The sequence below is a fragment of the Streptomyces sp. ISL-87 genome (assembly GCF_018614095.1).
Classification (GTDB): domain Bacteria; phylum Actinomycetota; class Actinomycetes; order Streptomycetales; family Streptomycetaceae; genus Streptomyces.
Genome location: NZ_JAGGOY010000042.1, coordinates 46695 through 58947 on the forward strand (window position 1 = coordinate 46695; position 12253 = coordinate 58947).

Genomic DNA, 12253 nt, shown 5'->3' on the forward strand with positions numbered 1-12253 from the left:
GAGACCCGGTCGCCACACCCCGTGGCACGTCGCCGGTCGCTCGTGGAATCCGCGTGGGTGACCACCTGCGGATGCGGTCTGTCAGCACCCGGTCACGGGTGGCACTACCGAAATCGATCGTTGTCCGGTACGGCCAGCGGCGCGAGACGGGAGAACCAAGCGAGTGAACAGGCGGGGGAAATGCCCCCGAAAAGGGCATGAAAAGAGCATTCCCACTCAGGCGGCAGAGCTGGAGCAACTGATGGAAGAAGACGTCGACCACCGCGTGCCGGTCCTCATCGTGGGCGGCTCGCTGGTGGGCTTGTGCACCTCGCTGTTCCTGGGCCGTCACGGCATCAGGCACATGCTGGTCGAGAAGCACGCGGGCACCTCGGTCCACCCGCGCGGACGCGGCATCAACGTACGGACCATGGAGGTGTTCCGGGTCGCCGGCGTCGAGTCGCGGATCCGCGAGGCCGCCGCGGTCCTCGCCGGCAATCACGGCATCCTCCAGGGCGGCTCGCTGACCGGCGACGATCAGGAGTGGCTGTTCAAGGAGATCGACGCGGGGGGCGCGCTCGCGCGCTTCAGCCCGTCGACGTGGTGCCTGTGCAGCCAGAACGACATCGAGCCGGTCCTGATGTCCCTGACCCCCACGATGGGGGCAGACCTGCGGTTCTCCACGGAACTCATGTCCTTCGACCAGGACGACACGGGTGTGACCGCGCTGGTGAAGAACCGGGAGACGGGGGAGCACAGCACCGTGCGCGCGGACTACCTCGTCGCCGCGGACGGGCCGCGCAGCCCTGTCCGGGAACAGCTCGGGATCGGCCAGAGCGGCCACGGGGACCTGTTCCACAACGTCAGCATCACTTTCCGGTCCCGCGGGCTCGCGGCCGTCGTCGGGGACCGGCGTTTCATCGTGTGCTATCTGACCAAGCCCGACGCGGACGGGGCGCTGCTGCCGGTGGACAACCGGGAGCAGTGGGTGTTCCACGCACCGTGGCACCCCGACCAGGGGGAGACCCTGGAGGACTTCACCGACGAGCGCTGCGCCGCGCACATCCGCCGGGCGATCGGGGCGCCCGACCTGGATGTCGAGATCACCGGAAAGGCCCCGTGGCACGCCGCCGAACGGGTCGCGCGGCACTATGGGGCCGGCCGGGTGTTCCTCGTCGGGGACGCGGCGCATGAAATGTCCCCCACCGGGGCGTTCGGCTCCAACACCGGCATCCAGGACGCGCACAACCTCGCCTGGAAGCTCGCCGCGGTGCTGGAGGGCGCCGCGGACCCGCGCCTGCTCCAGACGTACGAGGCCGAGCGCCTGCCGGTGGCCCGGGCGACGAGCGAGCGCGCCTCGGCCCGCTCGGCGGAGCACAGCCACCCGGGGTACGAGCCCGCCCCCGGCGCCGTCGGCGGGCGGCCGGGCGGGGTGCTCTCCGTGGCCATGGGATACCGCTACAACCAGGGCGCCGTGCTGGGCACCGACCCGCGCCAGCCCGTCGTGCCCGAACGGATGCGGCTGTCGGGCGATCCGGGCACGCGGGCGCCGCACATGTGGATGGGGAGATCGGGCGAGCGCGCGTCGACCCTGGATCTCTACGAGCGGGCCTTCGTCCTGCTCAGCTCCGAGGGCACGGCGTGGCGTACGGCGGCGCGGCGGGCCGGCGAGCGGCTGGGAATGCGCCTGGACGCGTACGCGATCGGCACCGGACCCGATGCCGACCTGATCCCCGAGGACGAGGGCGACTGGGCCGAGCTCCACGGCACGACGGCGCAGGGCGCGGTCCTCGTCCGCCCGGACGGGTTCGTGGCCTGGCGTTCGACGCAGGCCGTGGCAGATCCCGAGGCGGTTCTGTACGAGGTCCTGAGCACCCTGCTGGGCCGGTCCTGAGCTTCCTCCCGGATCCCCCGCACCGCCCGATGCGGCGCGGGGGATCCGGCGTGCGTCAGCTCACCTGGAGGAGAGCGTCGTCCACGACGAAGGAGGTCTGGAGGGACTGGTCCTCCACGCCCTTGAACTGGAGGGTGACGGTCTGGCCGGCGAACCGGGAGACGTCGTAGCTCTTGAGCACGTAGCCGGGGGCCGCGTCCACATTGGACAGGGTCTCCAACGTCTGGCCGCCCACCGAGACCGTGAAGGTGTCGTAGACGACGTCCTCGGTCTCGTCGGTGTCGATGTGCAGGTAGAAGGCGAGTTGGTACGCCGAGCACCCGGACGGGACGGCCAGCGACTGCGAGGCGCTGTCCGTGTGCGAGGAGCCGTAGCCGTTCAGCCACGCCATGTACGAGCCGCTGTGCGGGGCCTCACCGGACTGGTTGGTGATGACGCCCGAGGTGGCCGTCCACGGGCTGCTGCCGTTCTCGAAGCCGCCGTTGACGACGAGCTGGCGCGGGGTGCAGGTGCCACCGCCGCCGACCGTCAAGGTGTACGTGGTGCTGTGGCTGACGGTGCCGGAGCCCGTGACGGTCAGGGTGTACGTGCCCTGCGCGGCGCCCGAGCCGACCTGTACGGAGAGAGTCGAGGAGCCGCCGGACTGCACGGAGGCCGGGCTGAGCGACGCGGTGACGCCGGCGGGCGCGCCGGAGACCGACAGGGCGACGGTCTGGGCGGCGCCGCTCACGGTGGTGGTGTTCACCGTGGAGGTGACGCTGCCGCCCGGGTTCGCGGAGCCGGCCGAGGGCGAGGTGCTGATGGAGAAGTCCTGGGCCGGGGTGTTCCCGCCGACCGCCTGCTTCCAGATCGCGTAGGCGACCCCGTCGGCGCTGCGGTCCAGGACGGTGGCGCTGATGTTGTTCGAGGTGTCGCAGGAGCTGTGGTAGCAGGAGTCGTACGCCGCGTTCGCGGTGCCGCCCCACTTGGTGGCCTGCGCCGAGGTCTTGCGGGCGCTGGCGCCGGCCGCGTAGCCGGAGGTGGGGATGCCGCCCTGCTGGAAGGAGTAGTCGTCACTGCGGCCCTGGCCCTCGGTGTTCTCCTCGGGGGCGAGGTTCAGCGAGGTCCAGTACGCCTTGAGGGGGGCGGCGGTGGTGGAGTTCAGGTTGTTGATGAAGTAGCCGCCGTTGGGGGAGCCGACCATGTCGAAGTTGTAGTAGCCCTTGATGGCCGCCTTCTGGGCGCTGCTGAGCCGGCCCACGTAGAACTCCGAGCCGTTCAGGCCCTGTTCCTCGTCGGTCCACCAGGCGAAGCGCACGTGCTTGGTCATGGTGGGGTTCTTCTGCGCGAGGACGAGCGCGTTCTCCAGCAGGGTCGCGGAGCCCGAGCCGTTGTCGTTGATGCCGGGGCCCGCCGAGACGCTGTCGAGATGGGCGCCGAACATGACGGTCTGGTCGTCGGGGCCGCCGGGCCAGTCCGCGATCAGGTTGTTCGACGGGTAGGTGCAGGAGGAGCAGTTCTGCTCGGTGACGGTGTATCCGGCGGCCTGGAGCTTGCCCTTGATGTACGCCACCGACTGGGTGTATCCGGCGCTGCCGGCCCGGCGGTTGCCGCCGTTCTGCGAGGCGATGGTGTTCAGCTGGGTCAGATGCGCCTGGACGTTGGCGACGTTGATGTCCGGCGGGTCGGTGCCGGGCTGGGTGCCGCCGACGTTGAGCGTGTAGTCGACGGTGTGCGCCAGGCTCGGGCCCTGGCCCTTGACGGTGACCGTGGAGGCGCCGGGCGCCGCGCTGGAGCTCGCGGAGAGGGTCAGCACCGAGGACTGGCCGGACTGCACGGTGGCCGGGTTGAAGGAGGCGGTCACCCCGGACGGCAGGCCGGCGGCGGTGAGCGTCACCTGCTGGGCCGAGCCGGTGGTGGTGTTGGTGGCCACGGTGGTGGTGACCGAGCCGCCCTGCTGGACGGTGCCCGAGGACGGGTTCAGCGCCAGCGAGAAGTCGTCGTTCTGGCCGCTCGGGGTGCAGGTCGGGTCGCCGGACTGGGCGGGCACGCTGATCGCGTCCCAGGCGGCCTTGGTCTTGGTGAAGAGGTTGCAGGTGGTGGGATCGAGCGACTTGGCGGAGCTGAGGGTCGCCGTCCGGTACTTCTTGTAGGACATGCTGCTGGTCTTGAGCAGCATGCCGCCGTAGAAGATCTTGCCGGCGTTCTGTACGCCCACACCGGTCAGCGTGGACTGGTTGCAGGTACTGCTGCTCGGCTTGCCGCCGCCGGGGTTGGTCCCCTCGGCCAGCAGGTAGAACCAGTGGTTCAGGGGCCCGGCGGCCGCGTGCACCTCGGTGCCGGGTATCGCGGAGCTGTAGCAGGCCGGGTCGTTGTTGACGGCCGGCGGATTGTACATGTTCCGGATCGGCCCGCGGCCCTGGAGGTTGATCATCTCGCCGACGGTGTAGTCGGGAGTGTCGTACGGGGCGGGCTCGTTGGCGTACGCCTCGGTCAGGGCGCCGAAGATGTCGCCGGTGCCCTCGCCGAGCCCGGCCTCCTGGCCGCTGGTGCCGCCGGGGGTGTTGGAGTCGATGGCGTGCCCGTACTCGTGGGCCACCACGTCCAGACCGGCGATCCACTCATTGGCGCTGTTGTGCCCGATGGTGACCGAGCTGCCGTCCCAGTATGCGTTGAGGTCGCCCAGGCCGACCTTGCCGGGGAAGCTGCGGCCGTTGCCGCTGACGCCGTTGCGGCCGAGCCACTGGCTCAGCATGTCCCACTGCTTCTGCGCCGCGAACATCAGGTCCGTACAGCCGGTTTCCTTGGAGGTGGCGTTGCCGGTGCCCCAGGAGTCCGACGACTTGGAGAAGACGCTGCCGGTGCTGTAGTCGGCGCAGCTCAGACCGGCGCGGTTCGGGTCGCGCAGGGAGTACGTGCCGCCCGAGGCGGTGGTGTCGACGGTCAGCGGGTTCGGGCCGTTCCACTTGCTGGTGCCGCTGCCGGCCACGACCTCGTCGTGGCGGTCGACGACCTTGCCCGTGCGCGCGTCGACGAAGACGTGCAGCTTGCTGGGCGCCGTCCTGGTACGGCCGGAGAGAACGGTCTCCCAGGCCAGGACCTGCTTGCCGTCCTTGAGCTTGACGACGAGCCGGCTGTCGAGCACCTTGTCGACCTTCACCAGCTCGGCCCGCGAAGCGGCTTCCGCCGCCTTCGCGTCGACCGAGGGGGTGGTCGACACGTCGATCACCGTCGAGGAGGCCGACTGAAGGGCGCGGACCCGGCCCTGCCCGTCGGCGATGACGACCGCGTCGCCGCCGACGACCGGCAGGCCGCGGTAGCTGCGCTCGTACGCGACGGAGTACAGGTCCTGCACCCAGGGGGTGACCAGGCGCCGGTCGTACTGCTGCTGAGGCGAGTTGACCAGGGCGTCGAGACCGCTCTTGACGGCCGCGTCGGCGGCGGCGACGGCGCGTTGCGCGGACGTGGCCTGCGGGGGCGGTGAGGGCTGGGCGGGTGGCGCGGCGTACGCGGTGCCGGCCAGCGAGCCGGCGAGGCTCGCGGTCAGCGCCATGGCCGCCACGGAAGCCATCCATCTGGTGGGCTGCAAGAGTCCACTCCGATCGTGTGTGGGGGGTGCGGCTGGCTGTTCGCCGCCGAGTATGAGCGTGGACATGGCGAGATTGGGACATATCTGCGCGCATAAGACCCGCGTTATGGTGCGGTGGCGTCACGCTGCGTAAGCTGCCTGGATGCAGCTGGAGTTGAGGCATCTGCAAGCCGTGTGCCAGATAGCGGAGTCCGGCAGTCTGGGTGGCGCGGCGCGCAGGCTCGGGGTTTCCCAGCCGGCGCTCTCCGCCCAGCTGCGCAGGATCGAGCGGGTCGCGGGTGGCGAACTCTTCGTCCGCGGCCGGCACGGCGTGGATCCCACCCCGCTGGGCCAGTTCGTCCTCGCCAAAGCCCGCCGCGTGCTGAGCGAGATGGACGCGCTCGGCGCGGAGGCGCGCGCCATGGCGACCGACACGCCGCTGCGGCTCGGATGCATCCTGCTCGTGCTGATCGACGGACTGCTCGCGCGGACGGACCTGACCCTGTCCGGGCGGGAGATCACCGTGGACGTGGAGCACTCGGTGACGGCGCTCGTGCGGATGCTCGGCGCGGGTCGGTACGACGTCATCGTGTACGGCGAGGTGAACGAGCATGAAGTCGCGCTGCCCCAGGGGGCCCGGGCTCGGACCCTGGTCCCGAAGGAACCGTTCTGCATCCGGATGTCCACGCGGCATCCTCTGGCGGGGCGGGAGGTGCTGGACCTGGCCGACCTGGCCCACGAGCAGTGGATGACCCTGGTGGAGGACGACGACGGCGGCCCCGAGGCCCTCGTCGAGGCCTGCGCGAAGGCCGGCTTCGTGCCCTCACTGCGCTACCGGATCACCGACCGCAAGATGCGCCACGACCTGGTCGCGGCGGGCCGGGCGATCTCCCTCACCCAGCCCACCGCCCCGGCGGTGGAGGGCACGGTGATGCGTCCGCTGCTCGGCACCCCGGTCACCGGACGCATCCGCCTCGCCTGGAACCGCGCGGCCGTCTCCGCGCACCAGGCGGAACTCCTCTACCGCGCGGCGGTCGGCGCGTACCTGGCCAACATCGACAACAACGCGTTCCACCGGGCGTGGTGGAACGCCCACCCCGAGGCGCACCCGGCCCTCGGAGGCTGAGGCGGGCGGGTGGCCGGGCGAACCGTCGGCTTCCGCAATACGGTCGTCATCATGACCCCCAACCTCGGCTCCCCGTATCCGCTCCACGAACCGCCGGAGTCGTCATGAGCACCCCGCCGCCCGATCCGCACCTCTCCATGATCCGCAGTGTCGTGCCCCGCACCCCGGAGGGATGCGAGGAGTGCATGCGCCTCGGAACGGACTGGGTGCACCTGCGCCTGTGCCTCACCTGCGGCCACGTGGGATGCTGCGACTCCTCCCCGCTGCAGCACGCCCGCGCGCACGCGGCGGACGCCGGGCACCCCGTCGTGCGGTCCTTCGAGCGGGGCGAGGACTGGCGCTGGTGCTTCGTACACGAATCCTTGGTCTGAGGCCGGAGCGTCTGAGGCCGGAGCCGGTCGCACCTACCCCGGTGCGGTATGGGCGGGGTCTGGGCGGCGTAGGGAACACCGCCGGACGGGCCGTTCCCGAGGCCGCGGCCCGCCGTACGGCTGCATCCGGGGGCGGCTGCGGTGCCGGTCCCGCGGAGTGGAGAGACGATGGGAGACACCCCGGGGTGAGTGTGCGTGACCTGGAACCGAGCGGGCCGACCCACTGCCCTCTCAGCCGGGGATGGGAAGGAGTGGCCGGCATGAGTACGGCGGATGCCTCCAGGGCCGGTCCCGGCCCGGCGCGCGCCGCCCCTTCCGAGGGCCCGGGCCTGCTGGACGTGGTGGGCGTCGCGGCGGTGGTACTCGACGATGAAGGGCGGATCGCGCTGTGGAGCCCGCAGGCCGAGGAGCTCTTCGGCTACACCGCGCAGGAGGCCCTGGGCCAGTTCGCGGCGCGCCTGCTCGTCGACGAGCAGCACCTGGACCTGGTGATCTCCCTCTTCAGCGAGGTTATGGCCGGCGCGGGCCCCTGGGCCGGTGTCTTCCCCGTGCTGCACAAGGACGGCAGCACCCGGCTGGCGGAATTCCGCAATATGCGGCTGGAGGACCGCCACGGCCGGCTGTACGCCCTGGGCATCGCGTCGGACCAGGCCACACTGCGCCGCCTGGAGCGCGACCTGGCCCTGTCGGTGCGGCTGGTCGCCCAGTCCCCGATCGGCCTGGCCGTCATGGACACCGATCTCCGCTATGCCCTGGTCAACCCGGCGCTGGAGCGCATCAACGGCCTGCCGGCCGAGCAGCACATGGGCCGGCACGTCCACGAGGTGCTGCCCCATCTGGACGCCAAGGCCATCGAGTCCGCCATGCGCGAGGTCCTGGTCACCGGCTCGCCGCAGCTGAACCACTTCACCACCGGCCGTACCCCCGCCGATCCCGGGCAGGAGCATGCCTGGTCGGTCTCGATCTACCGGCTGGATGACCCGGGCGGGCGGGCGATCGGGGTCGCCTCCTCCGTCGTGGACGTCACCGAACAGCACAAGGCGTCGACGGCCGTCGCCCTGGCGCGGCAACGGCTTGCCCTGATCGCCGATGCCTCCGTGCGCATCGGGACCACCCTCGACCTCGGTGTCACAGCCCGCGAACTGGGCGAGATCGCCGTTCCGGCCCTCGCCGACCTGGCCACGGTCGACATCCTGGACGCCGCCCTCTCGGGCGACCGGCCGCCCGAGACCCCGAAGGACGAGGCCGTGCAGTTCCGCGCCCTCGCCATCAAGGCGGCCTACCCCACCCCCGCCACGCTCGCCGCCGACCCGGTCGGTGAGCTCGCCCGGTACGACGCCACCCGGCTGGTCACGCGGTGCGTGCGTACCGGCCGCAGCATCCTCGTGGCACAGGTCTCGCCGCAGGACCTGGCCGGCATCGCCCGGAACGCCGAGGCCGCGGCCCTGCTCGCCGAGGCGGGAATCCACTCCTACCTCGCCGTGCCGCTGATCGCCCGCGGCGAGGTCATCGGTGTCCTGGGCCTCCAGCGCACCCGCAATCCGCTGGCGTTCGACCACGACGACGTGCTGCTCGCGGGTGAACTGGCGGCGCGCGCCGCCGTCTGCATCGACAACGCCCGCTGGTACCAGAGGCAGCGCCACGCCGCCCTCACCCTCCAGCGCCACCTGCTGCCCCACCAGCCCACGCCCACCCCCGGCCTGGAGATCGCCTACCGCTATGAGCCCGCCGCGGCCGCCGGCGAGGTCGGCGGCGACTGGTTCGACGTCATCCCCCTGCCCGACGACAAGACCGCCCTCGTGGTCGGGGACGTCATGGGCAGCGGCATCAACGCCGCCGCGACCATGGGCCAACTGCGCACCGCCGCCCGCACCCTGGCCGAACTCGACCTCGACCCGGCCGCGGTACTGACCCGCCTGGACCACACCACCACCGGCCTGGGGCACACCATGGCCACCTGCGTCATCGTCGTCTACGACCCCCACCGCGGCAGCTGCCGCATCGCCACGGCCGGCCACCTGCCCCCGGTACGGACCCGTCCCGGCCGGGCCCCCGAACTGCTCGACCTGCCGACCGGAGCACCGCTGGGAGTCGGTGGGGTCGCCTTCGAGGCCACCGCCCTCGATCTGGACATCGGCGACGAACTGGTCCTGTACACCGACGGTCTCGTCGAAACCCGGGATCAGGACATCGACATCCGCCTGCACGCCCTCACCGCACTGCTCAGCCGCCCCGGCCTCACCATCGAGGAGACCTGCGACCTGCTCCTGGGCGAACTGCGCCACTCGGACGACCGCGATGACGTCGCCCTCCTGATCGCCCGGGCCACCCGGCCCGTGCCGGAGAGCCCGGACCGGTAGCCGGGGCGTCTCCTCAGGCGCTTGTGGCGACGTCGTCGCGGACGAGGGCGGCGACGTGATCGGCGATCACGTCGAGGATCTCCGCCGCGGCCGCGTGATTGCCGAGAACGAGGAAGTTCAGGGTCAGTCCGTCCGTCATGGCCGCCAGATAGCGGGCCAGCACGGGGACGGGAACGCGGAGTTCGAAGTCCACGCTGCGGCCGAGCTGTTCGATGAGTTCGCCGTAGGTGTCGCAGTACAGCTCGTACTGCCGACGCGCCAGATGCTCGAACCCGGGCTGGCGCAGGGCGTACTGCGTGAGCTCGTACGTGAGCATGTGCTCGCCGGGGTGGGCGGCCACATGGTCCCAATAGGCCTGGAATCCGGCCCGGATGGTCTCCCGGACGGTGGCTCTCGGCCGGATCGCCGCCTTCACCACCGTGACGTAGTGATCGGTGATCGTCTCGATGACGGACTCCAGCAGGGCCTGCTTGGAGTCGAAGCAGTAGTGGAAGACGCTCAGCGAGACGCCCGCCTCGGCGGCGATGGACCTGGTCGTGGTCCTGGCGACGCCGTCGCGGGTCATCGCGCGGATCGCGGCCTCGGTCAGCTGCCGGCGCCGCTCGGCCAACGGCATCCGTGCCATGTCGGTTCCCTTCTTTCACGTGCCGCGCAGAGCCGTGCCGTGCCGGGCCGTGCCGTGCCGGGCCGTGCCGTGCCGGGCCGGGCCGTGCCGGGCCGGGCCGCGCCGTGCCGGGCCGCGCCGGGGCGGGCGGGGGGCCGGCCCCGGCACGTGGACACCTCGGCGACGCCGTCAGCTGCTGTAGATGCCGACCTCGTGGAGGGAGTAGCCCCACTTGGTGCCGCGCTCCAGCCCGTGGATGCGTACATGGCGGGCCGAAACGCCGGTGAACTGCGCCGTGTCCAGGCCGCCGTCACCGGTGGTCGTGGACCACACGGACTGCCAGTTCGTTCCGTCGGCGGAGACTTCGACGCGGTACGACTTCCCGTAGGCGCGCTCCCAGTCGAGGGTGACGCGCTTGATCAGGCTCGCGGACCCGAGGTCGATCCGGAGCCACTGGTCGTCGCTCCAGTCGCTCGCCCAGCGGGTGCCCGTGTTGCCGTCCACGGCGCGGTCGGGTGCGTAGCTCGTGAACGGGTTCCACTCCGAGGAGCTGGCCGAGGCGGACGAGCCCGCGGCCAGGTTCACCCCCGCCTTGTGCCGCTCGGACGCCCCCCAGGTGCCGAGGTAGGACTCCGCGCCGCGGAAGAGGTCGTCCACGACGTCCTGGCCGCCGACGAGCCGGATGTCCTCCAGCCAGTCCGGGACCAGCCCGTAGTGCGCGGCTCCGTCGGTGTTGAGGTCCCAGGTGCGCTGACCGGTGGTCTGCCGGTCGATGACCGAGCCGCCGTCGACGCTGCGGAACGGGTACCGCACCGGGTTCGGGGTGGCCGCGCCCCGGGGGCCCGGCCAGCCGCCGACGCCGTTCATGTCGGTGCCGTATCCGTAGCCGACGTGGTACTTCTCGCGCAGCGCGTCCGTGCGCTTGGCCTCCGCGCTGAACCCCTCGGCGCCGTTCATGTACTGCGCGGCGAAGCCGCCGAGCCGGTACAGGCGCTCCGTCCAGCCGAGGTCCATCCAGCTGTGCGAGGAGATCACACCGGGGTACGACTCGGACTCCAGGATGTCGAAGGCCCGGCCCGCGGCCTTGACGCTCATGTGGTCGACTTCGAGCATCATCTTGCGTTTCATCATGCCGCGCACCGCGTACTCACCGAGGTCCGTGAGGCCGCGGGTGTTGCACTGCGCATCAGCCGCGTACGTGGGGACCGCCACCCCTGCCGGCAGTTCCTTCTGCGCGTTGGGCGCCGGCGCGAGGCCGATGGGGTTGTCGTGCTGGGGGCCGGCGCACTGCTCCGTCTCCCAGAAGGTGCCGGTCGACAGGAACTGCCCGACGTTGATCGCCGTGCCGAGGGCGCCCTCGTCGAACCGGACCCCGCACAGGGCGTTGTCGAACTTGTGGCACAGGAACATGCTGCGCACGCCGAGCTTGTGCAGCTCGTCCAGGCCGCGGTCGATGTCCTCCTTGCTGCACTGGGAGATGTCCAGGATCTGCTTGCAGCCGAACGGCTCGGAGGTCTCGACCCCCAGGACGACGGCGAGCTTGCCCTGCTTGATGACCTCGCGGGCCTGCGCGGAGTCGGTGACGATCCTGAACCAGCCCTTGCCCGGGCCGCCGTACATCTTGTCGATGAAGGCCTGCATGTCGTACGTCTTCTGCGCCTCCAGGCGGATGGCGGTCATCTCGTCGCAGCCGCGGTCCTTGAAGAAGTAGACCGAGCAGATCACGCCGTTGGTGACGAGGTCGTTGACCAGCACCCGCTGGCCGCCGCGCCAGGCCCGTTCGACCCAGGCGTAGTAGTTCTGCTGGTGGGTCAGTGAGTCGTGGGCCGGCCAGTCCTTGAACGTCGGCCAGCCGTTCGGGTCGTGCTTTCCGTCGCCGCCCTTGGTGATGAAGTCGAAGATCGCGAGCGAGCCGTCCGGGTAGTGCTCGGGACAGTCCCTGAGCGCGTCCGCGACCCCCATCTCGGAGAACGGCTTGCCGCAGATGAGCCGGCCGCCGAAGCCCTCGTTGGACATCAGGTGGTCGTGCGCGTCGACGAAGCCCCGTACCCGGCCCTGGGAGTCGGTCCCCTTGAAGGGCTCACCGGTGACGTTGATCTCGGAGTCGGGCGCGGGCCGCGCGGTCGGGGCCCACCAGCCGGGGTCGTCGGCCGTGGCGCTGGGCGCGGGGCCGAGCGCCACGACCAGCACCGTGAGGAGCAACGAGAGAACGGCGAGGGGCCTGCTCCTGCTGTGCGAGTGTCGAGTCAAGGTCATCACTCATGTCTTTGGTCAGCGGAGGCGCGATTGTCATGTCCCGCGCAAATATTGCGTCGAGAATCGCGACTCCCGCGAGCAGAGTCAAGAGTCCGGGACAGCTGACCTGATGACCA

Annotated in this window: 7 protein-coding genes; 4 read left to right on the plus strand and 3 right to left on the minus strand. The window is 70.9% G+C overall.

The window, feature by feature from the left end; translation table 11 throughout:
- Positions 1-241 precede the first annotated feature (241 nt).
- Complete coding sequence (locus J7I97_RS16215; RefSeq protein ID WP_214935461.1) at positions 242-1873, plus strand: FAD-dependent monooxygenase; 1632 nt, start codon at positions 242-244, stop codon at positions 1871-1873.
- A gap of 55 nt (positions 1874-1928) precedes the next feature.
- Here the strand turns inward: J7I97_RS16215 and J7I97_RS16220 are convergent, their stop codons facing one another.
- The gene (locus J7I97_RS16220; protein ID WP_374195478.1) at positions 1929-5423 is read right to left on the minus strand and encodes a M28 family peptidase; all 3495 of its coding nucleotides are present in this window, start codon (positions 5421-5423) and stop codon (positions 1929-1931) included.
- Positions 5424-5583: 160 nt separating this feature from the next.
- On the opposite strand from J7I97_RS16220, the gene J7I97_RS16225 reads away from it, so the two are divergent.
- From J7I97_RS16225 to J7I97_RS16235, 3 genes are all read left to right on the plus strand, one after another.
- Complete coding sequence (locus J7I97_RS16225) at positions 5584-6546, plus strand: LysR family transcriptional regulator (protein ID WP_214935462.1); 963 nt, start codon at positions 5584-5586, stop codon at positions 6544-6546.
- 104 nt (positions 6547-6650) lie between these two features.
- Entirely contained in the window at positions 6651-6917 is a 267-nt protein-coding gene (locus J7I97_RS16230) for a UBP-type zinc finger domain-containing protein (protein WP_214935463.1), read from the plus strand.
- Positions 6918-7177: 260 nt separating this feature from the next.
- Positions 7178-9277, plus strand: coding sequence for a SpoIIE family protein phosphatase (locus J7I97_RS16235; protein WP_214935464.1), 2100 nt, complete (start codon positions 7178-7180; stop codon positions 9275-9277).
- 13 nt (positions 9278-9290) lie between these two features.
- Here J7I97_RS16235 and J7I97_RS16240 read toward each other — a convergent pair whose 3' ends face one another.
- Both J7I97_RS16240 and J7I97_RS16245 read right to left on the minus strand, forming a co-directional pair.
- Positions 9291-9902 (minus strand): TetR/AcrR family transcriptional regulator, encoded by a 612-nt coding sequence (locus J7I97_RS16240; RefSeq protein ID WP_214935465.1) that lies wholly within the window; start codon positions 9900-9902, stop codon positions 9291-9293.
- Positions 9903-10070: 168 nt separating this feature from the next.
- The gene (locus J7I97_RS16245; RefSeq protein ID WP_214935466.1) at positions 10071-12137 is read right to left on the minus strand and encodes a discoidin domain-containing protein; all 2067 of its coding nucleotides are present in this window, start codon (positions 12135-12137) and stop codon (positions 10071-10073) included.
- Positions 12138-12253: the final 116 nt, after the last annotated feature.

Excerpts from the sequence above, each read along its gene's own strand:
- J7I97_RS16235 (WP_214935464.1), top strand. The coding sequence starts at position 7,178 with ATGAGTACGGCGGATGCCTCCAGGGCCGGTCCCGGCCCGGCGCGCGCC.
- J7I97_RS16225 (WP_214935462.1), top strand. The coding sequence starts at position 5,584 with ATGCAGCTGGAGTTGAGGCATCTGCAAGCCGTGTGCCAGATAGCGGAG.
- J7I97_RS16215 (WP_214935461.1), top strand. The coding sequence starts at position 242 with ATGGAAGAAGACGTCGACCACCGCGTGCCGGTCCTCATCGTGGGCGGC.
- J7I97_RS16245 (WP_214935466.1), bottom strand. The coding sequence starts at position 12,137 with ATGACCTTGACTCGACACTCGCACAGCAGGAGCAGGCCCCTCGCCGTT.
- J7I97_RS16220 (WP_374195478.1), bottom strand. The coding sequence starts at position 5,423 with ATGGCTTCCGTGGCGGCCATGGCGCTGACCGCGAGCCTCGCCGGCTCG.
- J7I97_RS16240 (WP_214935465.1), bottom strand. The coding sequence starts at position 9,902 with ATGGCACGGATGCCGTTGGCCGAGCGGCGCCGGCAGCTGACCGAGGCC.
- J7I97_RS16230 (WP_214935463.1), top strand. The coding sequence starts at position 6,651 with ATGAGCACCCCGCCGCCCGATCCGCACCTCTCCATGATCCGCAGTGTC.